Origin of the sequence: Paraburkholderia acidiphila (assembly GCF_009789655.1) — a bacterium.
Lineage (GTDB): Bacteria > Pseudomonadota > Gammaproteobacteria > Burkholderiales > Burkholderiaceae > Paraburkholderia > Paraburkholderia acidiphila.
On the sequence record NZ_CP046909.1, the window covers coordinates 229,527 to 254,572 of the forward strand.

The window sequence follows — 25,046 nt, forward strand, 5'->3', positions numbered from 1 at the left end:
AGCGGCACTGCCATCGCATTCACGTAATCAGTATTCCGAAGCAAAGGAGGTCCGCCCATGAACGATCCTTTTTACGCCCACTATCAGGCTCTGCGCGTGCGACGGCATGAGCACGGCATCGTCGAGATCGTGATGAGCGGCGAGGGCGCGAACAAGAGCGGCCTTGCGACCGCCGACGCGAATATGCATCGCGAACTCGCTGAGATCTGGCGCGACGTGGACCGCGATCCCGACGCGCGCGTCGCCGTGATTCGCGGCGAGGGCAAGGGCTTTTCGGCGGGCGGCGACCTGCAGCTCGTCGAGGACATGGCCACGCATTTCGACGTGCGCGCGCGCGTGTGGCGCGAGGCGCGCGACCTCGTCTACAACGTGATCAACTGCGGCAAGCCGATCGTCTCGGCCATGCATGGCCCGGCGGTGGGCGCGGGGCTCGTCGCGGGGCTGCTGGCCGATATTTCCATTGCGACGAAAACGGCGCGCATCATCGACGGCCATACGCGCCTCGGCGTTGCGGCGGGCGATCATGCTGCGATCGTGTGGCCGCTGCTGTGCGGCATGGCGAAGGCAAAGTATTACCTGCTGCTGTGCGAGCCGGTGAGCGGCGAGGAGGCGGAGCGCATCGGCCTCGTCTCGCTCGCCGTGGATGACAACGACCTGCTGCCGAAGGCGTTCGAAGTGGCCAAGCGTCTTGCGAACGGTTCGCAAACCGCGGTGCGCTGGACCAAGTACGCGCTGAACAACTGGCTGCGCATGGCGGGGCCGACCTTCGACACGTCGCTCGCGCTCGAATTCATGGGTTTCGCGGGCCCCGACGTGCGCGAAGGCGTGCAGTCGCTGCGCGAGCGGCGCGCGCCCGATTTTCCGGGCGGCGATCCGTTCTGACGCGTTTTGCTTCGCGCTTTGTGCCGATTTCTACTTTTCCGCGCGCTATCATCGAAGAGATCGTTTTGCGCCGCCGCCGCGTGCGCATTTGACCACCTATCTATGCGAGGGAGATCCGCATGACCGACCCAGCAGGCAACATGCCGCCGTTCCCGGGCTTTCCCGGCTTTCCGCCCGCCGAAATGCTCGACCGCATGTGGGGGATGATGCGCCTCACGCCGTTCGGCGGCGCATTTCCGGGTACTGAACCGGGCGTGGCGCAAGCCTTCGGCCCGTCGCTTTCGATGATGTCCGACATGATGACGCCGCTCACCAACATCGAGGAACTCGACAAGCGCATCACCGATCTGCGCGCCGTCGAGCAGTGGCTCAAGCTCAATCTCGGCATGCTGCAGTCCGCCATCCAGGCGCTCGAAGTGCAGCGCGCGACGCTTTCCACGCTGCGCGCGTTCGGCGCGTTCGCGCAGGCGCAGATGACGCCGACGCACGCCGAATCCGAACCGCCGAGAACGGGCGCTTCGCGCGAGCGGGCCGCCGAGCCTGAAGGCGCGAGCGCCGGCGATGCGGCCGAGGGCGCGGCATCGGCGCCGCCGGGCTTCGATGCGGGTTCGTGGTGGAATCTCGTGCAGGCGCAGTTCAACCAGCTCGCGCAGTTCGCGATGGCGCAGCCGGCGGCCGCGGCCGAGGCGGCGCAAGCCGCCGCCGAAGCGGTGAGCGAGGCGCAGGCGAAGACCGCAGCCGCGGCGGCTAAACGCAGCAGCACCGCCAAACGCAGCAGCAGTACCAATGGTGGCAACGGCAACGGCAACGGCAACAGCGGCGGCGCGGGCCGCAGCGCGCCGCGCGCCGCGAAGAAGGCGCCGGCGCAGCCCGAGTAAGGCGCGCGCCGCACGTCACGAAGAACCATCCCGCGTAACGCAACAGAAAGGCGACTGCGGGACAACAGCTGCACAACAGCGGGGAGCGTCGGCATCATGCGGCTTGCGCTCGTGATGATGGGCGGCGGCGCGCGTGCGGCCTACCAGGCCGGCGCGTTGCGCGCGCTCGCCGAACTGGCCAGCCAGGCCGAGCCGGCGCGCCGCGCCATGCCCTTCACGGTCATCTGCGGCACCTCTGCGGGCGCGATCAACGCAACCTCGATCGCGAGTCACGCCGACCAGTTCGCACAGGGCGCGGCGCGCCTCGTCGAGGTCTGGTCGGACATGCGCGCAAGCCAGGTCTATCGCACCGACTGGCCAGGCGTCGCGGCCGCGGGCGCGCGCTGGCTCGCCGCGCTCGCGTTCGGCTGGGCCGCCTCGAGCGTGGGCGCGCGCGCCGCGCCGCGCACCTTGTTCGATAGCACCCCGCTCGCGCGGATGCTCCCTCACGCGCTCAGCTTCCACCGCATCGAGCAGATGCTCGACGAGCGGCTGCTTTATGCGCTCGCCGTCACGGCGCTCAGCTATTCGTCGGGGCGGCATGTGACGTTCTACCAGGCGTGCGAGCCGATCACCGCATGGCGGCGCGCGCAGCGCACGGCGCGCATGGTCGCGCTCACGCCGGCTCATCTGCTTGCATCGGCGGCGATTCCGTTCCTTTTTCCGGCGGTGCGCCTCGAACTCGACGGCCGTCACGAATATTTCGGCGACGGCTCGATCCGGCAGATCGCGCCGCTCTCGCCCGCCATCCATTTCGGCGCGCAGCGCATCGTCGTGCTGGGCGCGGCCGCGCCTACGCCGGAAGTGCCCGCGGCGCGCGCCGACATCGACACGTATCCGACGCTCGCGCAGATCGGCCAGCAGGTGCTTGCCAGCGTGTTTCTCGACGCGCTCGGCGCCGATATCGAGCGCATCGAGCACGTGAACCGCATGGTGCTGCAACTGCCGCACACGGTGGAGCCGGAAAGCGGCTGGCGGCATGTCGAGGTGCTTGCCATCGCGCCGAGCGAGCGCATCGAGCTGATCGCCGCGCGCCATTTGCAGCAGTTGCCGCGCTCGGTGCGCATGCTGCTGGGCGCGATGGGCGGCAACCGCGCATCAGGCGCGGCATTCGCGAGCTATTTGCTGTTCGAGCGCGAATTCACGCGCGAACTGATCGAATTGGGTTACCGCGACACGCTAAGGCAGGGCGATGTTCTTTTGACTTGGCTCAAAGCTCCGACAGGCGGCGCGATCACGGATTTGGGGGCGCGGCAGAACTGAAAGACCGGCATGCTATTATTGTGTAAGGTTTTTCTGGTCATTTGTGGGAGTTGCGGGCGGCGATGCGTTGCTTCGCCGCACAGGTTCCTTGGCCTTGACGGGCGGGATGTTTGCCCATTGGAAAATCTGCCGGCAAGGTGCGGCAAAAGGACGTCGAGCGCGGGGTGCCAGAGTGCGACATTGTGTCGCATCGGCCCGTGACGATGGTTCGCACGCCTCGCGGGTATCGGTAGTGATCAGCGGTATCAGGCGGCCGGGTTCGAGGCACGGAGCAGCTACCCAGAATCCACGACGGCGCCTTCATTCCGGTTGGCTGGATTGTCGTGGGGCAACGCGTATTGCGTTCGCCGGCCTGCGATTGCGTCCAGAGGGCTGGATACCGCGTAAAATTAAATGCTTTTGCCTGCGCGACCGCGTTTTATGCGGGCACGCGGCACGCTACGAATTCGTCATGCGCGCGTTTTGCGCAGATCAGGGGCGGGACTATGAACACGATGCTTTATCCGGAACTTTACAAATCGCTCGAATCGGTCCGATGGGACATGGAAAAGGACATTCCATGGGACAAGTTCGATGCGTCGCTCCTCACCGATGAGCAGGCCGCGACCATCAAGATGAACGCGATCACCGAATGGTCGGCGCTGCCGGCCACGGAAATGTTCCTGCGCGACAACCACCACGACAGCGATTTTTCGGCGTTCATGAGCGTGTGGTTCTTCGAGGAGCAAAAGCATTCGCTCGTGCTCATGGAATACCTGCGCCGCTTCAAGCCGGAAATGGTGCCGACCGAAGAAGAACTGCATGCCGTGCGCTTCGAGTTCGATCCGGCGCCGCCGCTCGAAACGCTCATGCTGCACTTCTGCGGTGAAATCCGCCTGAACCACTGGTATCGCCGCGCTGCCGAATGGCACACGGAGCCGGTCATCAAGGCTATCTACGAAACGATTTCGCGCGACGAAGCCCGTCATGGCGGCGCGTATCTGCGCTACATGAAGAAGGCGCTCAACAATTTCGGCGACGTCGCGCGCGCGGCGTTCGCGAAGATCGGCGTGCTCATGGCATCGGCGCGGCGCACCGAAAAGCCGCTGCACCCCACGAACCTGCACGTGAACCAGGCGCTGTTTCCGCGCGACACCGTGCAGTCGCGCCTGCCCGACCCGGAATGGCTCGAGCGCTGGCTCGACGAACAGATCCGCTTCGACGACGGCTGGGAAAAGAAGGTGATCGAGCGGATTCTGCACAACCTCTCGATCCTGTTCGAGCGCACGTTCAGCACGGCGCAGGAACTGAACCGCTATCGCAAGGAAGTGGTGCAGCGTCTGCAGGCCGAGCAAGGCACGCAGCAGCCGGCCTGACGCGCCGGGACATCTCGCGTGCGCGGCCTCGCGGCGCGCCGCGATCGGGACGGCCCGTAGCGCTTTCGGCGTGACGGGCCGTTTTCATTGGTGGGCTTCCCCTTTTTGATCGACGCCCATTTTCTTATCCGAGCCTCATTCCATGCCCGCTTCCTTCGAACGCAAGATCACGACCCGCGATGCGCTCGTGCAACTGCGCGCCTCGCTGCCAGGCCCCGTGGTGTTCACCAATGGCGTCTTCGACATCCTGCATCGCGGGCACGTCACCTATCTCGCCGATGCGAAGGCGTTGGGCGCCACGCTGATCGTCGGCGTGAATAGCGATGCGTCGGTGAAGCGGCTCGGCAAGGGCGACGACCGTCCCATCAACAACGAGAACGACCGCATGGCGCTGCTCGCGGCGCTGGAAAGCGTGGACTGGGTGGTGCAGTTCGGCGAGCAAACGCCCGTCGAGCTGATCGCGGCCGTGCGTCCGGACATTCTCGTGAAGGGCGGCGACTACGACATGGACGCGCTGCCCGAGTCGGCGCTGGTGCGCGGCTGGGGCGGGCGGGCGCTCGCGATCGCCTTCGAGCACGACCGCTCGACGACGAAGCTGCTGCAGAAAGTGCGCGCCCAGGAAGGATCGAAGTAAGTTCTGGCGCTCGCCCGCGCGTTCAAGGCGTGCGGGCTGACGATGCAAAACCGGCCGGAGGCCGGGCTGCCCGAGGCTTGGGCGCGCCCGGCCTCCGGCCGGTTGCGTTTGGAGCGCCGCTTATTGCGACAGGGTCGACGCCTGTACCGCGGGGTCCGCCACCGGGCCGCCGACGGTCGGTACGTCGGCCGATTCGGAGGGGCGGATCGCCTTCACCACGAGCCGCTCGGGATGGATCTGCCGGTTCAGGTGCTGGGTTTCGCGCGTACCCGACGCGGGCGTCGGGCCGAACACGCCGCCAATGGCCGCAAAAGCGAGCCCGTTGGCGAGAATCAGAATGGCGATCAGCCAGCGCAGCATCGTGTGAAGCTCCTTCGAAATCGTTCGTTCAGTTTCAGGGCCGGGGCCGCGTCGACGGCGTGTGGCTCAGCATTGCGCCGCGATCAGCGCCAGGCCCGAAAGCACCAGTGCGTCGTGGCGAGTATGCGGCACCTTGAGCGCCGCTGTCACTTCGGCCGCGGCGCCGCCGCTCACCACGAGCCGCACCGGGATTCTCCACGCGTCCTGTAAATCGGCCAAGGCGCGCTCGACGAGCGCCGCCTGCGCGAGCGCACAGCCCGCCGAGATCGAGCTACGCGTGTCGGTGGCGAAGGCAATGCCCGGGTGGCTCGCATTCGCCATGCCGCCGGCGACCACGGGCAGTTGCGCGGTGTGCTCGCCGAGCGAGCGCATCATGAGCGTGAAGCCCGGCGCGATCATGCCGCCGACGAATGTGCCGTCGGCGCGCAGGGCTTCGAGCGTGGTGGCCGTGCCGAATGTCGCGATCAGCAGCGGTTCGCCCGGATACGCCGCGTGTGCGCCGATCATGCCGGCCCAGCGGTCGCTGCCGAGCGCGTCGGGCGTGGCATAGCTGTTCGTCACGCCGCATTGCTGCGTGCAGGCCCGTACGACGTGGCGCGCGAGGCCCGGCCAGTGCGCCTCGACTAGCGCGTCGAGCCGTTCTGCGACCGCCGCGCCCGCGACGTTCGAGATCCACGCGCCGGCGGGCCGGGGCAGAGTCGTCCATGCCTCGCAATCGGTGTTACGAGCGTCGGGCGTGGCTTGCGCGCCGTCGTCGCGCACGTGATCCATCGTGCCCGCGTGCAGGCGCGAGCCGTCCGGCGCGACGAGCGCCCATTTGATCCGGCTGTTGCCTGCGTCAATCAGGAGGAAGGGGCCGCGGCTCATGCACCGCCGTCCGCGAGCCGCAGCGACACGTCGCCGGCCGTGACGGTTTCGCGCCCGTTCGGCGTATCGACAAGGAGCTGGCCGCTCTCGTCCACGCCGGCCGCCGTGCCGCGCAGCAGTTCCTTGCCTTGCTCGTAGATGGCGATCTCACGGCCCGCGTAGGCGTGGCACGCGTTCCAGCGCGCCTGGAAGGGCGCAAAGCCCGCGGCGCCGAAGCGTTGCAGCGCGGCTTCGAGCGCGTTGAGTTCGGCGGCCAGCGTGTCGGTGAGGTTGGCGTTCGGCCATGCGCGCGAGAGCGCCGTGGGCGTCGTGCCGGGCACGACCGCCGCGCTGCCGCCTGCGGCGTTGAGCGCCTCGACCTTGGCGGCGAGCGCGTCTTCGCCGCGCACGTTCGTGCCGATGCCGATCACGACCGCCGTGGCGTCGGCGGTCGTCCAGGCCGTCTCCACGAGGATCCCCACCAGCTTGTCGCCTTCGAGCAGCACGTCGTTGGGCCACTTGAGCGCGATTTGCCCCGGCGCGGTCACGGGCAGCGTGCGCAGGCCGTCCACGAGCGCCGAGCCGATGGCGAGGCTCAAGCCCGCAAGCCCTTCAATCGGGCGCGGCAGCACGCAGCCGATCGAGAACAGCAGCGCGTCGCCGGGCTGTGCGACCCAGGTGCGGCCGCGCCGGCCACGGCCGGCCGTTTGCAGATAGGCCACGCGCACGATCGGGCGCGCGAGCGCGTCGCGCTTTTGCGGCAGCGCCTTCAGGCGCGCCATGAGGTCGGCGTTGGTCGAGCCGGTTTCCTCGACGATCTCGATGGGCCAGTCATGCGCGGCCGGGCCGAACAGCGTGATCGCGCGGTTGCGGTCGATGCGCCAGTCGCCGGCGCTCGGAGTATCGGGGGTGGGGGGCGTCGCATTCATGTCTCATATTGTAGTGGCTGGGGCGTGAACAGCATGACGCGACGCCGGTTTCGGCCCGAAATGTGCGGTGTCCACAAGCCACCCACAGCTGGCCCACAGGTTATCCACGGAATCATCCACAGGAGCGAAGGTGTTCGAAGACGTCCATCGCAACGCCGATTTCTGCGTAATTTGCTTAATCTTTAGGCAATTCGCAGGCCGCCCACAGGCAATCCACAAGTTATCCAGCGTGTTGTCCACAGTTCGCCTCGTGTCAGTGTGTCGGCCGTGCGCTTTCGGACCGACGAAACGGGGCGCGTTCGCTACAATGTTTGCTCACCCTGCCTGACGAGTGCTTACCCTTGAATCAAGCCACGCCGCCCGGCCTTGAAGTCTCGGCCGGCACCCACGGAAAGACCGTGCGCCTGTCTGGCCAGTGGACGGCGCTCGCGCTCGCGCGCGACCGCGAAGAGGGCGGCGCGGCGCGGCGTCTGCGCGCGCTCGCGCAGGAGCGGATCGGGGAATGGGACCTCTCGCGCGTGGAGCGCATGGACCACGTGGGCGGACAGGCGCTCTGGAGCGTCTGGGGCCACAAGCTGCCTGCCGATCTCGTCGACCTCACGCAAACGCAGCGCGACATCTTCGAGCGCATCGCGCTGCTCGATTCCGTGCGCGAGCCGGCGGAGCGCATCGTGCGCATCGACCCGGTCACGCAGCTCGGCCTCGCGATCTTCTCGTTCTTCGACCACCTGTACGGCGGCATCGCCATGTTCGGGCGCGTGATCCTCGACTTGCTGGTCGTGCTGCGCAAGCCCAAGGTCACGCCGTGGATCGAGATTTCGGCGAATATCTACAACGCCGGCGCGCGCGCGCTGCCCATCACGGCGCTTGTCGCGTTTCTGATCGGCATCGTGCTGTCGTACCTCTCGGCGCAGCAATTGCGTCTCTTCGGCGCGAACCAGTTCATCGTCAACATTCTCGGTCTCGCGGTGATCCGCGAACTCGGGCCCGTGCTCTCGGCGATTCTCGTGGCGGGGCGCTCCGGCTCGGCCATCACCGCGCAGATCGGCGTGATGCGCGTGACCGAAGAACTCGACGCCATGCGCGTGATGGGCATCTCGCACGGCCTGCGGCTCATCCTGCCGCGCGTGATCGCGCTCGGCGTCGCCATGCCGCTGCTCGTGATCTGGACCGACATCATTGCGTTGCTAGGCGGCGCGATCGCGGCGAAGATCGTGCTGGGCATCGACATTTCGTGGTTCATGCGCTCGTTGCCCAGCGTCGTGCCGATCGCCAACGTGTGGATCGGTCTCGGCAAAGGAGTGGCGTTCGGCATGCTGGTGGCGATCGTGGGCTGTCACTTCGGCTTTCGCATCAAGGCGAATTCGCAGAGCCTGGGCGAGGGCACGACCACGTCGGTCGTCACGTCGATCACGATCGTGATCCTCGCCGACGCCGTGTTCGCGATCCTGTTCCAGAACGTGGGGTTGTCATGAGCACGACTGGCACGACGGTAACGACGATCGAGACGAAAACGACCGGCACGATCACCACGCCGCTCAAGGAGGTCGCGCAGGACTTGCCGCTGCCGACCATCGGCGAGCCGGTGATCGAGGTCCACAACCTCTCGAAGCGCTACGGGCGCAACATCGTCCACCAGCATCTGAACCTCGAAATCCGCCGCGGCGAGATCGTCACGCTCGTGGGCGGCTCGGGCTCGGGCAAGACCACGCTCGTGCGCCAGATCCTCGGGCTCGAAAAGCCGACCTCGGGCACGATCAAGATGTTCGGCGAAAACATCTCGACCATCGACCCCGAGCGCGCGCGCCTCATGCGCACGCGCACCGGCATGCTGTTCCAGCAAGGCGCGCTGTTCTCGTCGCTCACGGTGTTCGACAACATCGCCCAGCCGGTGCGCGAGCTTGGCAAGGTGCCGGCCGCCCTGCTGCGCGACATCGTGATGCTCAAGCTCGAAATGGTCGGGCTGCCGTGCAAGCACGCCTCGAAAATGCCGGCCGCGCTCTCGGGCGGCATGATCAAGCGCGTGGGCCTTGCGCGCGCGATCGTGCTGGAGCCGGAACTGCTCTTTCTCGACGAGCCCACGGCCGGGCTCGATCCGCGTTCCTCCGACGAAGTGGTGGAACTCATCAGCACGCTGCACCGGGCGCTGGGCCTCACCGTCGTGCTCGTCACGCACGACCTCGACGCCATGGTCGCGCTGTCCACGCGCGTGGCCGTGCTCGCCGAGCGCCGCGTGCTCGTGGCCGCGCCCGTGGAGGAGGCGGCGAGCGTCGATCATCCGTTTATCCGCGAGTATTTTCTGGGCATGCGCGGTCGCCGCGCGCTCCAGGCGCTGCCGCCCGAGCGGCGCGCGAAGCTGCCGCCGGCGGCGCTCGCTCCCGCAGCCGTGGGGTACAAGCCGTGGTAAGTGACCGGCTCAACCGGCTTGACCGGCTCAACCAGCGCCTCGCGGCCGCCAAAGAAGGAATCTGACGATGGAAAACAAACCGCATGCGTTCTGGGCGGGCATGTTCACGATAGGCCTGCTCATCGTGATCGCGCTTGTCGTCATCTTCTTCAGCGCTGACCACACCGTGCGCGTGCCGTACGACCTCATCTCGCGCTCGAGCGTGACGGGCCTTTATCCCGACGCGGCGGTGCGCTTTCGCGGGATCGACGTGGGCAAGGTGCAGTCGATCAAGTTCGATACCCAGCATCCGGGCCAGATCCGCATTCGCATTCTCGTCGACCAGAAGGCGCCGATGACGCGCTCCACCTTCGGCTCGCTCGCGCTGCAGGGCGTGACGGGCATCGCCTTCGTGCAGCTCGACGACAACGGCGTGGATCTCTCGCCGCTGCATTCGTCCGAGGCGCGTGTGGCCGAACTCCCGCTGCGACCGGGCCTGCTCGACCAGCTCCAGCGCCGCGGTGACGCGCTGCTGCGCAAGCTCGACAACATCGCCAGCGACATCGACGAAATGCTCTCCGAAGACAACCGCAAGCAGGTGATGCAGGCCGTGAACAGCCTCCAGCAGGCCGCGAGCAGCGTGAACGTGCTCGCCCAGCAGCTCCAGCCCACCACGAAGCAGCTTCCTGGCGCGGTGACCGAGCTGCAACGCACGCTGCAGTCGACCAACACGCTCATCACGAGCATGAACCGCCCGGACGGCCCGTTCCAGACCAACCTGAACAAGGCGGGCACGGCGGCAGCCCAGGCGGGCGCGGCGCTCGCCTCGATCGACACCTCGATCCAGGATCTCTCGGCGCGCGTGGGATACGACACGCTGCCACGCGTCGATTCGCTCACCGACGACGTGCGCTCGGCCATGCGCGCCGTGGACCGCGCGGCGGGCACTTTCAGCACGAGCCCGCGCAGCGTGCTGTTCGGCGGCGCGCCACAGCCCGCGCCCGGGCCCGGCGAGCCGGGCTTCGCGTGGCCGTCCGCAGGGACGAAGTAGGTCGCGCCGCAGTCTTGCGGCCTTACGCGACACCGTTCGATGCACTGAGCGCGGCGCATGCGCCGCGCGCCAAAGAAGGAAACGCAATGTCACGCACCTCACGCCTGCCACGATCGATGCAACGCGCCGCAGCCGCCAGTTCGGCCTGGCTGGCGGCGCTCGCGCTCGGCGCGCTACTCGCCGCCTGCGCGGGCAATCCGGGTTCGATCAACGATGTTCGCTACGACCTCGGGCTGCAATCGTCGCAGGAGGCGCAGGGTGCTCAAGCCACCCCCGCCGCGCCAGGCGCCAAGCCGCTGCTGAAGGTGCTGGCGGTCAACGCGCCGCCGCCGCTCGACAACGACGGCATTCTCTACCGGATGAGTTCCGACTCCCAGCGCACGGCGCGCTACGCGAACAGCCGCTGGACGATGTCGCCCGCGCGCCTGCTCACGGAACGCCTGCGCACGTCGCTTGGCGCCTATGTGACGGTGCTCGCGGGCGGGGACGCCGTGCAGGCGCCGATGCTCAAGGTCGAGCTGTACGAGTTCGAGCAGGTGTTCGAGAGCGAGACGCAAAGCGCGGGCGTACTGGCCGCGCGCGCCACGCTCATGCAGGGCGGCAAGGTGCTGGCGCAGCGCTCGTTCGCCACGCGCGCGCCGGCGGCGACGCCCGACGCCGCGGGCGGCGTGCACGCGCTGCAGGCTGCCAGCGACGAGTTCGCGAGCCAGGTCGGCGCGTGGCTGGGCACGCAGTCCCTCGCGGGCACGCCTTGAGGGGCACATTGAGGAGCGCAGACCGGCGTTGCGCGACGGTGGCGCGCGGCGCGGCATTGGGGGCAAGGGCAGGATAGGGGCATGATCGAAGCGGGACGGCTGCGGCCGCGCGCCCCGCATGGCGGGCGGCGCGCGATGGACGGCGACGAGGGCGGCCAGAACAGTGGCCAGAGCGCAGGCGAAGAGCGCGCCACACGCGCGCCGCACGCGACTACGCCCGCGCCCGCGGCACCGTCTCCATCCCCGTCGCCGGCCGCCACCCGCGAACCCCTGCTGCGGCAGGCCTCGATGCTCTCGCGCCAGTCGCTCGCGCTTTACACGGCGCTGATCGTCTACGGCTCGTGGTACCCGTTCACCGGCTGGCGCTCGCTCGGCCTGAGTCCCTTCGCCTACCTGGGCGACCCTTGGCCGCGCTACTGGACGGTGTTCGACATCATCACCAACGTGCTCGGCTACATGCCGTTCGGCGCGCTCGTCGTGCTCGCCGCGTGGCCGCGCTGGCGAGGCTTCCGGGCCGTGCTGCTCGCCGCGATTGCGGGCACGCTGCTCTCGGGCGTGATGGAGGCCGTGCAGACCTGGCTGCCCACACGCGTCGCGTCCAATCTCGATCTCGCTTCGAACGCACTCGGTGCGTTGCTTGGCGCGTTCGTGGCGGCGCCTGCCACCGGCGCGCTGCTCGAGCGCGGTTTCCTGCGCCGCCTGCGCTTTCGCTGGTTCGAGCGCGACGCGGCCGTGTTGATGGTGCTCGCGGGGCTCTGGCCGTTCGCGACGATGTACCCCACGCCGCGCCTCTTTGGACTCGGCGAGTGGGCGCGCGCGCTGTGGCAGCGCCTCGACGGCTCGATGCAAGACGCTGTGCTCGCCTGGACGCCTGCCGCCTGGCATCTGCGCGCGCTGCCCGACATGCTCGCCGCGCATCTGCCCGATAGCGGCTGGGAGGCTATCGTCACGACGCTCAACCTGTTCGGCGCAGCGGCGTTCGCGACGCTCCCCATGCGCTCGCGCGCGCCGCGTGCGCGGCTCGTCATCGCGCTCATTGCGGTGACGCTCATCGTCAAGGTGGGGGCGACCTTTCTGCAGTCGCAAAGCGGGCTCATCTTCGACTGGGCAACGCCAGGGGCGCTCGCGGGCCTGGTGTGGGGCACGTTGCTTGCGTTTCTCGCCTTGCGTCTGCCGCGCGCTGTGCGCGCCGCGGCGGCGACGTTTGCGCTTGCTGTTGCCCTTGTGTTTGTGAATGTGCTGCCCGTGAACCCGTATTTCGATGTCGTGCTCGCGGACTGGCGGCAGGGCCGCTACCTGCACTTCAACGGTCTCGCGCGCTGGCTCGCATGGACGTGGCCCTGGGCCGCGCTCGCGTGGATGGCGTTCTCGCTCGAACGCGCGTGGCTCGTGCGGCGCGCTCGCCGGGCCGCGAAGCGCGCTCGCCACGACGCGTGAGGGCGCGCGGCGCTCGCCGGAGCGTTCGCGCCGCGCTCGCTATAATCGACCGGATCGCCGGCCGCGCGGCCACGGCCGCGCGCAACACAATGCAATGCATCAAGTAATGCCTCAGGCGGGCCACACGCTTTCAGCAAGCCTGCACTCACTGCACGACACTCACCGGTGCCCCACGCCATGACCGATTCGTTCTACAAGTACCACGTCTTTTTCTGCCTGAATCAGCGCGAGGCCGGCGCGGACCGCCCGAGCTGCGCGAATTGCAACGCGCAAGCCATGCAGGAGTACGCGAAAAAGCGCGTGAAGCAGCTTGGCCTGGCGGGGCCGGGCCAGGTGCGCATCAACAAGGCGGGTTGCCTCGACCGCTGCGAGGAAGGCCCGGCCGTCGTCGTCTATCCGGAAGGGACGTGGTACACGTATATCGACGAGAGCGATATCGACGAAATCGTCGTCTCGCATCTGCAGAACGGGCAGGTGGTCGAGCGCCTCAAGATCGATCGTTGATCGACCCCATGCCCGGCCAATCAGCACCCGTAAGGACTGCCGTACGATGAACGCCCAGACACAAAAATTCCAGATCGACGGTCCCGTCGGCAAGATTGAATGCGCGCTCGACGTGCCCGACGCAGGCACGCCGCCGCGCGGCATTGCGCTCGTCGCGCATCCGCATCCGCTCTTTGGCGGCACGATGGACAACAAGGTCGCGCAAACGCTCGCACGCACGCTCGTGCAGCTCGGCTACACGACCTATCGCTCGAACTTTCGCGGCGTGGGCGAAACGGCGGGCACGCACGACAACGGCATTGGCGAGCAGGACGATTTGCTCGAACTACTCGCGTACATGCGCGCGCAACCGGGCCAGGCCGACGTCCCGCTCGTGCTCGCGGGCTTTTCGTTCGGCACCTTCGTGCTTTCGCACGTCGCGAAGCGCTATCTGGAAGCCGGCGGCGCGATCGAGCGCATGGTGTTCGTCGGCACGGCTGCGAGCCGCTGGGAAGTCGCGCCGGTGCGCGACGACACGCTCGTGATCCACGGCGAACTCGACGACACCGTGCCCATTCTCTCGGTGTACGAATGGGCGCGCCCACAGGAATTGCCGATCGTCGTGATTCCGGGGGCAGAACACTTCCTGCACCGCAAGCTGCATATCCTCAAGCGCATCATCGTCGAAGCGTGGCGCTGACATTTCACTTGCATCGGGCCGCGATGTTTCGGGGCCCGATGCAAGCAGCGGTTCTGCGGACCGTTACCTCGCGTCTGGCGCGAGAAATGCGAGAAAAATGCACGACAGGTATGCGCAAACGTGTGACATCGCGAAAATTCGCCACGACGTGACGCGTATAATGTTCGCCAATTTTGTGCTTGCGGCGCTGCAATCGGCGCATGCACGGCATCTGCATTCCGGCTTTCTCCGACCGTGCGCCGCATGGCGCGCTACGTTCATCCCGTCCCCATTCAGCCCGACCTGAACCTATGCGTTTTCTCTCCTCCGGCCAACCGTCTTCTTTCGTTCCTTCTTCCCTCGTTCGCAATGTCACGCTCGCAGCGCTCCTGCCCGCCACGCTTCTGGCGAGCGCGGGCACGTTCGCCCGCACGCCCGCACACACTGCGGGCGTGAAAGTGCAGGCGCAGCCGCAAGCAGAAGTGGCTGTCGGCACCCCCGCGGACAACGTACTCGGCGGGCTGCCGCCTCCGGGCGTGAATGCGCGCTCGTGGGTGCTCGTCGACGCCACCGCGAATCAGGTGCTCGCTTCCGGCAATGCCAATGAGCGCGTCGAACCCGCGTCGCTCACGAAGCTCATGACCGCGTATCTCGTGTTCGAGGCGCTGCAGAGCAAGAAGATCACGATGGATCAGATCGTCACGCCGAGCGAAGCCGTGCGCCGCGTGAAGAACGACGAGTCGCGCATGTTCATCGAAGCGAACAAGCCGGTCTCGGTGCATGACCTCGTGTACGGCATGATCATCCAGTCGGGCAACGACGCGGCCATCGCGCTCGCCGAACTGGTGGGCGGCAGCGAAGCGAACTTCGTCAACATGATGAACGCCGAGGCGCAGAAGCTCGGCATGACGCACACGCACTTCGCCGACGTGAACGGCATGCCCGACCCGAATCACTACACGTCGGCCGGCGACCTCGCCACGCTTTCCGCGCGTCTGATCCGCGACTATCCCGAGTACTACGACATCTTCTCGGTCAAGGAATTCAAGTACAACAACATCAAGCAGCCGAACCGCAACCGCCTGCTGTGGATCGACCCGACGGTCGATGGCCTGAAGACCGGCCACACGCAAGCCGCGGGCTACTGCCTGATCGCGTCGGCCAAGCGTCCGCTCGCGAGCGGCGGCAACCGCCGTCTCGTCTCGGTGATGATGGGCGAGGAGAAGGAACACGACCGCGTGCAGGACAGCCTGAAGATGCTGAACTACGGCTATAGCGCGTACGACACCACGCGCATCTATCAGGCGAACCAGGCCGTGGCGACGCCGCGCGTCTTCAAGGGCACGCTCGACGCCGTAAAGGTCGGCGTGCAGAAGGACCAGTACGTGACGCTGCCCAAGGGCGCCGCCGACAAGGCCAAGCCGCAGGTCGATCTCAACAGCCCGCTGATCGCACCGCTCACGGTCGGCCAGCAGGTCGGCACGGCGAAGTTCGTGGGCGCCGACGGCAAGGTGCTCGCGCAAGTTCCGCTCGTCGCGCTCGAAGCCGTGCCGCAAGCCGGCATCGTGGGCCGCGTGTGGGATTCGCTCATGCTCATGGTCAACAAGAAGAAGTGATGACGGGCCCTTCAGCGACGCAAGCCGCCGAGCCGCTCGTCTGGCTCAACGGTGAACTCACGCCGCTTTCCGAAGCGCGCATTCCCGTGCTCGATCGCGGCTTCATCTTCGGCGATGGCATCTACGAGGTCGTCCCCGTGTATGCGCTCGGCTCGGCCGATGGTGAAGGCCAGGTGCGCGTGCCGTTTCGTATCGCGCAGCATCTCGCGCGGCTCAAGCGCTCGCTGGAGAAGGTCGGCATTGCGAATCCGTTCGACGAAGCGGGCTGGCGCGCGCTCGTCGCGCGCCTGATCGAGGCGAACGAAGCGGCGGGCGCGCTCGCGCGGGAGGCTCACGCGAACTTCTATGTGCAGGTCACGCGCGGCGTCGCGCCGCGCGGCCACGCGTTTCCCGCGGCGGCTACGCCCACCGTGTTCGCGATGGTCAATCCGCTCAAGCTGCCCGGTGAGGCGCAGCGCGAGCATGGCGTACGCTGCGTCACCGCTGAAGACAAGCGCTGGCTCAATTGCGACATCAAGTCGACCTCGCTGCTTGGCAACGTGCTGATGGCGCAGCACGCGGCGGAAAACGACGCGTTCGAGACGATCCAGCTGCGCGACGGCTGGCTGACCGAGGCATCGTCGGCGAACGTGTGGGTCGTGAAGGGCGGTGCGCTCTTTGCGCCGCCGCGCAGCAACCGCATTCTCGAAGGCATCCGCTACGGCCTGATCGAGGAACTGGCCGAGGAATGCGGCGTGCGCTTCGAAGCGCGCGAAGTGGCCGAAGCCGAACTGCGCGAGGCGGACGAGATTCTCGTGACCTCGGCCACGAAGGAAGTGCTGGCGGTCGTCACGCTCGACGGCAAGCCGGTCGGCGGCGGCAAGCCGGGCCCGGTGTACGCCGCGCTTTATGCGGCTTACCAGCGCGCAAAAGAACGCGAGGCAGCGGCTGTGCAAGCACCGGCCGCCGAGCTACAGGAAGTGGAGAAATGAATATGACCCAGCAAGCAAGCAACCCCGAAGCGAAAGAATCGCTGATCGAATTCCCCTGCGACTTCCCGATCAAGGTGATGGGCAAGACGCATCCGGAATTCCAGGACACCATCGTGACGGTGCTGCGCGAATTCGACGGCGGCTTCGACGCCACGACCATCGAGACGCGTCCGTCGAGCGGCGGCAACTACACGGGCCTCACCGTCACGGTGCGCGCCACGAGCCAGGCGCATCTCGACGACATCTATCGCGCCCTCACCGGGCATCCGATGGTGAAGATCGTGCTGTAAGCGTTCGCGCTTTCAATGGTTGTGATTCGAACGACGAGGGCCGCCATGTGCGGCCCTCGGCGCATCTGCGGCTTGCGTTTCAGGGCAACTTCAGGGCACGTCGCCCACACGTGCGCGTTGCGCCGCCGCGGCGGCCGTCATCAGCGGACCGGCTTCGCAGGCGTCCTCGTAGAGCCGCCGAAAGCGCGCGACCTCGTCGAACACCCAGTCGTGGAAGGCCCGCACGCGCTCGGTCTGCATGCGTTGCGGCTGGCAGATGAAGTAATAGCGCCACGGGCTCGGTCCATCGACGTCCTTGAAGAGGCGCACGAGACGCCCGAGCGTGATTTCGTGCATGGCGAGCGAGCGGCGCACGAGCGCGATGCCCTGGCCGTCCATGGCCGCCTGCAGCAGGTTCGACGAGTCCTGGTAGAGCACGCCGCGTTTCGGTTCGGGCAGGTCCTGGAGGCCCGCGGCGTCGAACCATGGGCGCCAGAGTTCGTCGTCCGAACGCAGCAGTGGCAGCTTCGCGAGGTCGCGCGGGTCGGTGGGCAGCTTGCCGCCGTTGAAATCGGGCGAGCAGGCGGGAAAGAAGATCTCGTCGAGCAGCAGCTCGGCGTGCAGCCCCGGATAGTGACCGTAGCCGAAGCGGATGGCGACGTCGACATCGTCGCGCGCGAAGTCGGTGAGCGAATTCGTGGATTGCAGCTCGACGTCCCACTGCGGATGCGCCTCGATGAAGCGGCCGATGCGCGGCGTGACCCAGCGCGCCGCGAACGACGACAGCATCGACACCACGAGCCGCCGGTCGCGGTCGCCCGCACGAATTTCCTGGGTGGCGTGCGCGAGCTGGTTGAGCGCGTCGCGCACCTGGCCGGCGTAACGGCGGCCGGTGTCGGTCACGCGCACGCGCTTGCCGTCGCGCGCGAAGAGCGCCACGCCCAGCTCCGCTTCGAGCGCGCGGATCTGATGGCTCACGGCGCCGTGCGTGACGAAGAGTTCGTCGGCGGCGCGCGAGAAGCTTTCGTGGCGGGCGGCGGCTTCGAAGGCCTTGAGCGCATTCAGCGCGGGTAGCTGGCGCAGATCCATATCGTATTTTTTCTCACATAGCCGTGAAAATTGATCGTTTTTCCCGATCCCTTATGGCGTCTACGATTGTAGCCATCGGAGCAGGTCATTCGGAGTCGAAAATGAGAGAAATTTCTTCGGATATCACGTTTGAAGTGGCGGCCGACCAAACGGCCTCGGTGCGCGTCACGCGCAGCACGCGGCTCACCGTGAAGTGCGGCACCGTCTGGGTCACGCGCAGCGACGACACCGCCGACTACTGGCTCGAACCGGGTCACACGCTGCGGCTGCGGCGCGGCGAGCGCCTGTGGATCGGCGCGGAAGGCGGTGCGGCCGCGTGGGTGGGGTTCGCCGCGCCGGCGCGCCTGAGCGAACGTGTGGTCGATCTCGCCGCACGCGCCGCGCAGCGCGCAGGCGTTCACATTGGCGACGGCTGGCGCACGGTTTGACCCAGGCGAGGCGGCGATGGGAGGGCAACCCATCGCCGCCGTTATCCGCAGCATGCCCGGCGCGCTTGTCCCGAATTCGGTAAACTCCGGGAATCATGTGCGCCACCCCGGTTTCACCCTCGCAAATCCCTTCGGACCCCGGCACGACCGCGGCCGATTCTCAAACGGCAAATTCGCCTATCGTCGTGCGCTGGCGCGGCAACGAGGCTTATCAAACGAGCTTCGACGCCATGCGCGAGTTCACGGCCGCCCGTGACGCGTATACGTCCGACGAAATCTGGCTCGTCGAGCATCCGCCCGTGTTCACGCTTGGCCAGGCCGGCAAGCCCGAGCATCTGCTGGTCGCGAACAGCGGCATTCCGCTCGTGCAGATCGACCGCGGCGGCCAGATCACGTATCACGGGCCGGGCCAGGTGGTGGCCTACCTGCTGCTCGACTTGCGGCGCCGGAAGCTGATGGTCCGCGAGCTCGTCACGCTCATCGAGGACGCCGTGATCGAAACACTGGCGGCGTATAATCTCGCGAGCGAGCGCAAGGCAGGCGCCCCCGGCATTTACGTGCCGCAAGACGCCAGCGGCGCGAGCGCTGCGCACAGGGGCGCGAAAGTCGCCGCCCTCGGGCTGAAGATCCGCAACGGCTGCAGTTATCACGGCGTGAGCCTGAACGTGTCGATGGATCTGAACCCATTTCTCGCGATCAATCCGTGTGGGTATGCCGGTCTCGAAACCGTCGACATGGCCACGCTGGGCGTCGAGGCGAGCTGGCGCGATGTCGCCGCCACGCTGGCGGCGCGGCTCGAGGCGAATCTCGCGGCGCACGCAGCAACACTTCTAACGGTGGCCGAAGCGGCTGCCGCAGACCCTTCGGCCGAAGCGGCTGGAGTGGAACCGGCCCTATCGGCCGTCTCCGGCGGGGAACCGCCGCAACCGCAGGCTGGCGTTGCACCGGCGGCCTGACTGGATCGAAAGCATGACTGACATCACTGCGAACCCCGCTGGCGCTAACGCCGACGCCGTTCCCTACGACGCCACCGCAAAACAGAAGGCGCAGGCCAAGACCTCGCGTATTCCGATCAAGGTCATTCCCATCGAGAAGCTCAAGAAGCCCGAGTGGATCCGCGTGAAGGCGGCCACCGGCAACTCGCGCTTCTACGAAATCAAGAACATCCTGCGCGAGCACAACCTGCATACGGTGTGCGAGGAAGCGAGCTGCCCGAACATCGGCGAATGCTTCGGCAAGGGCACCGCGACGTTCATGATCATGGGCGACAAGTGCACGCGCCGCTGCCCGTTCTGCGACGTGGGCCACGGCCGCCCCGATCCGCTCGATCCGGACGAACCGGCGAACCTCGCGCGCACCATCGGCGCGCTCAAGCTCAAGTACGTCGTGATCACGAGCGTGGACCGCGACGACCTGCGTGACGGCGGCGCCGGCCACTTCGTCGAATGTATCCGCCAGGTGCGCGAGCAGTCGCCCGAAACGCGTATCGAGATTCTCACGCCGGACTTCCGCGGCCGTCTCGATCGCGCGCTGCAGATCCTCAACGCCGCGCCGCCCGATGTGATGAACCACAACCTCGAAACGGTGCCGCGCCTGTACAAGGAAGCGCGTCCGGGTTCGGACTACGCGCACTCGCTCAAGCTGCTGAAGGACTTCAAGGCGCTGCATCCCGAAGTCGCGACGAAGTCGGGCCTGATGGTGGGCCTGGGCGAAACCGAAGAGGAAATTCTTCAGGTGATGCGCGACCTGCGCGCGCACGACGTCGACATGCTCACGATCGGCCAGTACCTTCAACCTTCGGAGCATCACCTGCCGGTGCGCTCGTACGTGCATCCGGACACGTTCAAGATGTACGAGGAAGAGGCGTACAAGATGGGCTTCACGCACGCGGCCGTTGGCGCGATGGTGCGTTCGAGCTATCACGCCGATCTGCAGGCGCATGGGGCAGGGGTGGTCTAAACAATCCGCCGCTTCCCGCAAGCACGCAACACGAAAAGCCCGCTGAAAAGCGGGCTTTTCGTTATGCGGCGCGCTCGAACAGCGCGTGTCATGCATCGATATTCTCGCCATCCATTGCGGCGCGAAAAGCAATGCTTCAGCAGCGTCATTAGCTAACGCGGATAAGTTAGAACCACCCGCCGCCAGACTCCCTATAGTCGGAACCTTCATTCACTCGAACGTCGTTCCGCCGGAGTCTCCCGATGAATCCACGCGCTCACCCTGCATTCGCACGCCGCCCGCACATCGCCGCCGTTGCATTCGCCGCCGCCTGCCTCGCCGCCACGTTCGGCGCACCGGGCGCGCATGCCGAATCGCGCGAGGTCGTGATCGCGTATCAGGACATGGTGGTGCCGTGGCGCTACGCGCAGGCGACGGGTGAAGTCGAGAAGGAAACCGGCTACAAGGTCACCTACCGCAAGCTCGCGAGCGGCGCCGATGTGATCCGCGCACTCGCTTCAGGCTCGGTGCAGCTCGGCGAGGCCGGTTCGAGCCCGATTGCAGCGGGCCTCTCGCAAGGCGTGGATCTCTCGCTCTTCTGGATTCTCGACAACATCAACGACGCCGAAGCACTCGTCGCGCGCGACGGTTCGGGCGTGACGAGCATCGCGGGCCTGAAAGGCAAGACGATCGGCGTGCCGTATGTCTCGACCTCGCACTTTCACGCGCTCGTCGCGCTGCAGAACGCGGGCGTGAATCCCGCCGATGTGAAGATCGTGAACCTGCGTCCGCCCGAAGTCGCGGCCGCCTGGCAGCGCGGCAACATCGACGCGACCTACATCTGGGACCCCGTGCTCGCGCAGGTGAAGAAAAACGGCAAGGTGCTGATTACGTCGGGCCAGGTGGCGAAGGCCACGGGCAAGGCGACCTTCGACGGCTTCGTGGCGGACAAACGCTTCGCGAAAGACAACGCCGATTTCGTCGCGAAGTTCGTCAAGGTGCTGGCCGCCGCCGATGCCGATTACAGCGCGCATCGCAGCGCCTGGAACGCGGCTTCGCCGCAGGTGCAAGCCGTCGCGAAGGAGTCGGGTGCGAATGCGGCTGAAGTGCCCGCGAGCCTCGCGCTCTATGCCTTCCCCACGCCCGCCGAGCAGGCCTCGAAGCAATGGCTGGGCGGCGGGGCGCAGTCGGGTGCGGCGCAGTCGCTGCTCGCCACGGCGACCTTCCTCAAGGAGCAGGGCACGATCCAGAACGTGCTGCCCGACTACTCGGTGGGCGTCGATCCGCAATACGTCCAGCGCGCCGCCGCGCACTGAACGCAAGGAGCTTTGAATGAGCGCGCTCGCGATCCGCGATCTCACCGTCATCTATGAGGGCGCGCGACGCGGTGCGCCGCCGAACGTCGCGCTCGCGAACGTGAACCTGGAAGTGGCGAGCGGCGAGTTCGTCGTGGCGCTCGGCGCTTCGGGCTGCGGCAAGACCACGTTGCTCAACTGCATCGCGGGCTTCATCGAACCCGCGCTTGGCGAGGTGCGCGTGAACGGCGCGCGCGTGGAGGGCCCGGGCGCGGAGCGCGGCGTGGTGTTCCAGAAGCATGCGCTGCTGCCGTGGCTCGACGTGCTCGATAACGTCGCGCTCGGCTTGCGTTTTCGACGCGTGCCGAAGGCGCAGCGCGAGCGTATCGCGCGCGAGCAGCTTGCACTTGTCGGGCTCGAAGCGCAGGCGCGCGAACGCGTGTATGCGCTCTCGGGCGGCATGCAGCAGCGCGTGGGCATTGCGCGCGCGCTCGCGAGCGACCCGCAGATTCTGCTGATGGACGAGCCGATGGGCGCGCTCGACGCCATGACGCGCGAGCAGGTGCAAACGCTCGTGCTCGACGTCTGGGCGCGCACGCGGAAGACGGTGTTCTTCATCACGCACAGCGTGGAAGAGGCGCTCTTTCTCGCGACGCGCATCGTGGTCATGACGCCGGGGCCAGGTCGTATCGAGCGCGAGTACGAGGTGCCGTTCGCGCGCCAGTACCTTGCCACGCGCGACGCGCGCGCGGTGAAGTCGTCGCCGGAATTCATCGCATGGCGCGAGCGGCTGGTGGATTTGCTGCACGCGGACGCGGACGCACACGAGGAGCCGGTATGAGCGTGCCGCAGGAATCGTTGAGGGAAGTCGCGCTGAAGGCGCGTCGCGCGCAGCCCCATGCTCGCGAGGCAATCGAGGCGCGCGAGGCACAAGCGGCCCGCTCGAAAGTCTGGCGCATGCCCGGCGAAGGCCCGACCGCTGCGCTGAGCGTGGCATCCGTCGCCGCGCTCGCGCTGCTCTGGTGGCTCGCCACGCACCTGCACTGGCTGCCGCCGCTCTTCCTGCCGACACCCGAAGCCGTCTGGCAAGCCTTCACCGATGCCTGGCATGGCCGCATCCAGGGTGGCCTGCCGCTTTCCGAGCATCTGCTCTGGAGTGCGCTGCGCGTGTTCGGCGCGTTCCTGCTCGCGGTAGTGACGGCCGTTCCCGTGGGCATTCTGATGGGCGTGTCGCGCGTGGCGCGCGGCCTGCTCGATCCGCCGCTCGAGTTCTACCGGCCGCTGCCGCCGCTCGCTTACCTGCCGCTCGTGGTGATCTGGTTTGGCATCGACGAGACGGCCAAAATCGTCGTGATCTGGCTCGCCTGCTTTGCGCCCATTGCGATGGCGGCGCGCGCCGGTGCGAAGAGCGCCAGCGTCGAGCAGATCCGCGCGGCGGCGTCGCTCGGCGGCGGCTTCGCGCAGATCGTGCGCTTTGTCGTTCTGCCCGCCGCGCTGCCGGAGATCCTCACGGGCCTGCGCATCGCCATTGGTTTTGGCTGGACCACGCTCGTGGCGGCCGAGATGGTCGCGGCGACGGCGGGCCTCGGCCAGATGGTGCTCAACGCGTCGAGCTTCCTGCGCACCGATGTCGTGGTGATGGGCATCGTGCTGATCGGGCTCATCGCCTGGGGCTTCGATCTGGGCATGCGCGCGCTCGAAAAGCGCCTCGTGCCTTGGAAGGGTCGGGGCTGACTCGGCGCTCCGCCGTTTCTGGAAATCCAAACAGTCATAGGGCGCGATTCTGGAAAACCGGATTCGCGCCTTTGTGCATTGGATAAAAGTCCTTGTAAATCAATGCGCTGGGCGTTGGTGCTTGCTGGCATTCTCCTTGCAATTAAGAACGCGCGGCCACCCAGGCCGCGACAAAAAAACAGTCAGGAGACAGCCGATGTCCGATCCCATCTTCCGGTTTCGCTGATTCCCCAGTTTCGTCCTGTCGCGGCCCGAACCCCTTTCGTTCGGCCATTGGCTTAACTCATTTGCAGGAACCATCGTGAAGAAACCTCTCCACAAAGTCCTCTACGTCCAGGTGATCGTGGCGATCGTCATCGGCGTGATCCTCGGCCACTACTGGCCCGCCCTCGGCATCGACATGAAGCCGCTCGGCGACGCCTTCATCAAGCTCATCAAGATGGTGATCGGGCCGATCATCTTCTGTACCGTCGTGACCGGCATTGCCGGCATGGAGGACATGAAGAAGGTGGGCCGCGTGGGCGGCAAGGCGCTGCTGTACTTCGAGATCGTCTCGACCTTCGCGCTCGTGCTCGGCCTCATCGCCACGCACGTGCTGAAGCCGGGCGCGGGCTTCAACGTCGACGTGCACACGCTCGACGCCAAGGCCGTGGCCAGCTACGCCGAAAAGGCGCACGGCCAGAGCAGCGTCGACTTCCTGATGCACATCATTCCCGACACGATTTCGTCGGCGTTCGCGCAGGGTGAAATCCTGCAGATCCTGCTGATCGCGCTGCTGTTCGGCGCGGTGCTCACGCAGATCGGCGAGCGTGGCCGCCCGGTGACCGCGTTTATCGAAAGCGTGTCGGGCGTGCTGTTCGGCATCGTGAAGATCGTCACCAAGCTCGCACCGATCGGCGCGTTCGGCGCGATGGCGTTCACCATCGGCAAGTACGGCGTGGGCTCGCTGATCCCGATGCTCAAGCTCATCGGCACGTTCTACCTCACGTCGATCGTGTTCGTGCTCGTCGTGCTCGGCGCGATCGCGCGCTTCACGGGCTTTTCGATCATCCGCTTCGTTGCCTACATCAAGGAAGAACTGCTGATCGTGCTCGGCACGAGCTCGTCGGAATCGGCGCTGCCGCAACTGATGCAGAAGCTCGAGCGCCTTGGCTGCTCGCGCTCGGTGGTGGGCCTCGTGGTGCCGACCGGCTACTCGTTCAACCTCGACGGCACCAACATCTACATGACGATGGCGGTGCTCTTCATCGCCCAGGCGACCAACACGGACCTCACGTGGACCCAGCAGCTCACGCTGCTCGCCGTGACGATGCTCACCTCGAAGGGCGCGAGCGGCGTGACCGGCGCCGGCTTCATCACGCTGGCGGCGACGCTCGCCGTGGTGCCGACCATTCCGCTCTCGGGCATGGTGCTGATTCTCGGCATCGACCGCTTCATGAGCGAATGCCGTGCGCTGACCAACATCGTCGGCAACGGCGTGGCGACGGTCGTGGTCTCGGCATGGGAGAAGGAGCTGGACCGCAACAAGCTGCGCGCCGTGCTCTCGGGCCAGCCCGAAGATGTGAAGGAAAGCGCGGGCGCGTAAGCGGCGACTTTACGTCCCGCGGCGGAGCGCCAGCCGTGCGGCGCGCGCCGCCCGCCCGAGTTTGCGCTTCGTTGTTTCGCGGCCATGGCCGTTGGGCGGCGCGCCCGTTTCCCCTGCGTGAGCGCGCCGTCCGTTTTTGCTGTT

The 25,046-nt window shown here is 66.8% G+C and carries 26 protein-coding genes; 22 read left to right on the top strand and 4 right to left on the bottom strand.

The window, feature by feature from the left end:
• The first annotated feature begins 57 nt into the window (after positions 1–57).
• The 5 genes from FAZ97_RS01045 to rfaE2 all read left to right on the top strand — a co-directional run bounded on the left by FAZ97_RS01045 (position 58) and on the right by rfaE2 (position 5,051).
• On the top strand, positions 58–882 hold the full coding sequence (locus FAZ97_RS01045; RefSeq protein WP_158756788.1) for an enoyl-CoA hydratase/isomerase family protein: 825 nt from the start codon (positions 58–60) through the stop codon (positions 880–882).
• 119 nt (positions 883–1,001) lie between these two features.
• Positions 1,002–1,760, top strand: coding sequence for a PhaM family polyhydroxyalkanoate granule multifunctional regulatory protein (locus tag FAZ97_RS01050; protein ID WP_233271603.1), 759 nt, complete (start codon positions 1,002–1,004; stop codon positions 1,758–1,760).
• Positions 1,761–1,856: 96 nt separating this feature from the next.
• Entirely contained in the window at positions 1,857–3,062 is a 1,206-nt protein-coding gene (locus tag FAZ97_RS01055) for a patatin-like phospholipase family protein (RefSeq protein WP_158756789.1), read from the top strand.
• Positions 3,063–3,547: 485 nt separating this feature from the next.
• Positions 3,548–4,417 carry a ferritin family protein gene (locus FAZ97_RS01060; RefSeq protein ID WP_042265644.1) on the top strand — a complete coding sequence of 290 codons (870 nt, stop codon included), beginning with the start codon at positions 3,548–3,550 and terminating at the stop codon, positions 4,415–4,417.
• Between the two features lie 142 nt (positions 4,418–4,559).
• Positions 4,560–5,051, top strand: coding sequence for a D-glycero-beta-D-manno-heptose 1-phosphate adenylyltransferase (gene rfaE2 / locus FAZ97_RS01065; RefSeq protein ID WP_158756790.1), 492 nt, complete (start codon positions 4,560–4,562; stop codon positions 5,049–5,051).
• A gap of 120 nt (positions 5,052–5,171) precedes the next feature.
• Here rfaE2 and FAZ97_RS01070 read toward each other — a convergent pair whose 3' ends face one another.
• From FAZ97_RS01070 to FAZ97_RS01080, 3 genes are all read right to left on the bottom strand, one after another.
• Positions 5,172–5,411, bottom strand: coding sequence for a hypothetical protein (locus FAZ97_RS01070; protein WP_158756791.1), 240 nt, complete (start codon positions 5,409–5,411; stop codon positions 5,172–5,174).
• Between the two features lie 66 nt (positions 5,412–5,477).
• A complete protein-coding gene (locus tag FAZ97_RS01075) occupies positions 5,478–6,278 on the bottom strand; it encodes a type III pantothenate kinase (protein ID WP_158756792.1) in 801 nt (266 codons plus the stop codon).
• Positions 6,275–7,186, bottom strand: coding sequence for a biotin--[acetyl-CoA-carboxylase] ligase (locus tag FAZ97_RS01080; RefSeq protein WP_158756793.1), 912 nt, complete (start codon positions 7,184–7,186; stop codon positions 6,275–6,277). The genes FAZ97_RS01075 and FAZ97_RS01080 overlap by 4 nt, the downstream gene beginning before the upstream one ends.
• Before the next feature lie 341 nt (positions 7,187–7,527).
• Between FAZ97_RS01080 and FAZ97_RS01085 the strand changes: the two genes are divergently transcribed.
• The 10 genes from FAZ97_RS01085 to FAZ97_RS01130 all read left to right on the top strand — a co-directional run bounded on the left by FAZ97_RS01085 (position 7,528) and on the right by FAZ97_RS01130 (position 16,854).
• Positions 7,528–8,661 carry an MlaE family ABC transporter permease gene (locus FAZ97_RS01085; protein ID WP_158756794.1) on the top strand — a complete coding sequence of 378 codons (1,134 nt, stop codon included), beginning with the start codon at positions 7,528–7,530 and terminating at the stop codon, positions 8,659–8,661.
• A 50-nt stretch (positions 8,662–8,711) separates the two neighbouring features.
• The gene (locus FAZ97_RS01090) at positions 8,712–9,593 is read left to right on the top strand and encodes an ABC transporter ATP-binding protein (RefSeq protein ID WP_407671816.1); all 882 of its coding nucleotides are present in this window, start codon (positions 8,712–8,714) and stop codon (positions 9,591–9,593) included.
• Between the two features lie 67 nt (positions 9,594–9,660).
• A complete protein-coding gene (locus FAZ97_RS01095) occupies positions 9,661–10,623 on the top strand; it encodes an MlaD family protein (protein ID WP_158756796.1) in 963 nt (320 codons plus the stop codon).
• 104 nt (positions 10,624–10,727) lie between these two features.
• The gene (locus FAZ97_RS01100; RefSeq protein WP_199272086.1) at positions 10,728–11,378 is read left to right on the top strand and encodes an ABC-type transport auxiliary lipoprotein family protein; all 651 of its coding nucleotides are present in this window, start codon (positions 10,728–10,730) and stop codon (positions 11,376–11,378) included.
• Between the two features lie 288 nt (positions 11,379–11,666).
• Positions 11,667–12,815, top strand: a complete 1,149-nt coding sequence (locus FAZ97_RS01105; protein WP_158759006.1) for a VanZ family protein — start codon at positions 11,667–11,669, stop codon at positions 12,813–12,815.
• Positions 12,816–12,992: 177 nt separating this feature from the next.
• Positions 12,993–13,319, top strand: coding sequence for a (2Fe-2S) ferredoxin domain-containing protein (locus tag FAZ97_RS01110; protein WP_158756798.1), 327 nt, complete (start codon positions 12,993–12,995; stop codon positions 13,317–13,319).
• A gap of 46 nt (positions 13,320–13,365) precedes the next feature.
• The gene (locus FAZ97_RS01115) at positions 13,366–13,998 is read left to right on the top strand and encodes an alpha/beta hydrolase (RefSeq protein ID WP_158756799.1); all 633 of its coding nucleotides are present in this window, start codon (positions 13,366–13,368) and stop codon (positions 13,996–13,998) included.
• Between the two features lie 290 nt (positions 13,999–14,288).
• Positions 14,289–15,593 (top strand): D-alanyl-D-alanine carboxypeptidase family protein, encoded by a 1,305-nt coding sequence (locus FAZ97_RS01120; RefSeq protein ID WP_199272064.1) that lies wholly within the window; start codon positions 14,289–14,291, stop codon positions 15,591–15,593.
• Positions 15,593–16,564 carry an aminotransferase class IV gene (locus FAZ97_RS01125; protein WP_158756800.1) on the top strand — a complete coding sequence of 324 codons (972 nt, stop codon included), beginning with the start codon at positions 15,593–15,595 and terminating at the stop codon, positions 16,562–16,564. Before FAZ97_RS01120 ends, FAZ97_RS01125 begins: the two co-directional genes overlap by 1 nt.
• Positions 16,565–16,566: 2 nt before the next feature.
• The gene (locus tag FAZ97_RS01130; RefSeq protein WP_407671784.1) at positions 16,567–16,854 is read left to right on the top strand and encodes a DUF493 family protein; all 288 of its coding nucleotides are present in this window, start codon (positions 16,567–16,569) and stop codon (positions 16,852–16,854) included.
• 90 nt (positions 16,855–16,944) lie between these two features.
• On the opposite strand, the gene FAZ97_RS01135 is transcribed toward FAZ97_RS01130, so the two are convergent.
• Entirely contained in the window at positions 16,945–17,922 is a 978-nt protein-coding gene (locus FAZ97_RS01135) for a transcriptional regulator GcvA (protein ID WP_158756802.1), read from the bottom strand.
• A gap of 101 nt (positions 17,923–18,023) precedes the next feature.
• On the opposite strand from FAZ97_RS01135, the gene FAZ97_RS01140 reads away from it, so the two are divergent.
• From FAZ97_RS01140 to FAZ97_RS01170, 7 genes are all read left to right on the top strand, one after another.
• The gene (locus tag FAZ97_RS01140) at positions 18,024–18,350 is read left to right on the top strand and encodes a DUF2917 domain-containing protein (protein ID WP_158756803.1); all 327 of its coding nucleotides are present in this window, start codon (positions 18,024–18,026) and stop codon (positions 18,348–18,350) included.
• A 95-nt stretch (positions 18,351–18,445) separates the two neighbouring features.
• Entirely contained in the window at positions 18,446–19,306 is an 861-nt protein-coding gene (gene lipB, locus FAZ97_RS01145; protein ID WP_158756804.1) for a lipoyl(octanoyl) transferase LipB, read from the top strand.
• 13 nt (positions 19,307–19,319) lie between these two features.
• Positions 19,320–20,309, top strand: a complete 990-nt coding sequence (gene lipA, locus FAZ97_RS01150; protein ID WP_158756805.1) for a lipoyl synthase — start codon at positions 19,320–19,322, stop codon at positions 20,307–20,309.
• A 242-nt stretch (positions 20,310–20,551) separates the two neighbouring features.
• Complete coding sequence (gene tauA / locus FAZ97_RS01155) at positions 20,552–21,604, top strand: taurine ABC transporter substrate-binding protein (protein WP_158756806.1); 1,053 nt, start codon at positions 20,552–20,554, stop codon at positions 21,602–21,604.
• A 16-nt stretch (positions 21,605–21,620) separates the two neighbouring features.
• The gene (locus tag FAZ97_RS01160; protein ID WP_158756807.1) at positions 21,621–22,424 is read left to right on the top strand and encodes a taurine ABC transporter ATP-binding protein; all 804 of its coding nucleotides are present in this window, start codon (positions 21,621–21,623) and stop codon (positions 22,422–22,424) included.
• Positions 22,421–23,317, top strand: coding sequence for an ABC transporter permease subunit (locus FAZ97_RS01165; protein ID WP_158756808.1), 897 nt, complete (start codon positions 22,421–22,423; stop codon positions 23,315–23,317). Before FAZ97_RS01160 ends, FAZ97_RS01165 begins: the two co-directional genes overlap by 4 nt.
• Positions 23,318–23,618: 301 nt before the next feature.
• The gene (locus FAZ97_RS01170) at positions 23,619–24,902 is read left to right on the top strand and encodes a dicarboxylate/amino acid:cation symporter (protein ID WP_158756809.1); all 1,284 of its coding nucleotides are present in this window, start codon (positions 23,619–23,621) and stop codon (positions 24,900–24,902) included.
• Positions 24,903–25,046 lie beyond the last annotated feature (144 nt).